At 57.5% G+C, this 785-nt stretch carries 1 protein-coding gene; it reads right to left on the bottom strand.

All coding sequences use genetic code 11. From position 1 onward, the window contains the following. Nucleotides 1-785: DUF6531 domain-containing protein (locus tag ACTHTG_RS11130; protein ID WP_440360698.1), on the bottom strand; the 785-nt coding region annotated here is incomplete at both ends.

Genomic DNA, 785 nt, shown 5'->3' with positions numbered 1-785 from the left:
CCGGTCGGGGTGTAATGGTCGTATTCGTATTCCGATACCAATCCGGCCGCATCCGTATGCGACACCATCAGATTGTTCTTATAGCCGAAGCTGCGTTTGACGTTGCCGTCGCAGCCGATGACGCGGATCAGGTCGCCACTGCCGTTGTATTCATAGCGGACCAGCGGACTGCCGACCCGGACCGTTTCGCCGAAGGCGGGCAAACCCTCCAACAGCGATACCGACAGCAGCCGCATTCTAGGCGACTGCTCATCGGCCACATTGCCGAAGTTCAGCGAGAACACCCGGCCGTTGCCGTCGATGACGTATTGCGGCAGACCGGTCAGCGGATGATAGACGAAACGCTGATGGTTGCCGTTGGCGTCTTCCACCGCGACCAAAGGGAAGAGGGTGGAATCTTCATCAGAACCGTCCTCCGCCACCACCAAAGGCGCAAAACGCAGCGCTATCGAACCGTCCAGCGAAGCAATGACGTAATGCCCGTCCGGATTTTTACTGAACCAAATCTGTTCGCTTTCGAACAATACCGGTTCTTCGTCATCTTCATCGACTTCCGGCAAAGGGAACAAACGGCCCTGATCGTCGATATAGGCTAATCCGGCCGCATCGCGGATAATGCGCTGGCAGCCCGGCACGCTCCAACCCTCGCCGAGCCAGCCGGTACCGTCTTGGTCAGAATAATAGCTGCGGCTCCAGACCAGCGGCAGAATACCTTCAAAGGCAAAGTCGGTTTCACCCTCCAAAAACTTCAAACCGTGTATCGGATTGACCGGACGGCCGGCACC

The organism is Neisseria sp. P0017.S009, assembly GCF_051957375.1.
GTDB lineage: Bacteria > Pseudomonadota > Gammaproteobacteria > Burkholderiales > Neisseriaceae > Neisseria > Neisseria perflava.
The sequence above is the reverse complement of the archived record's forward strand: the minus strand, read 5'-3'. Positions and strand labels throughout refer to the sequence as shown.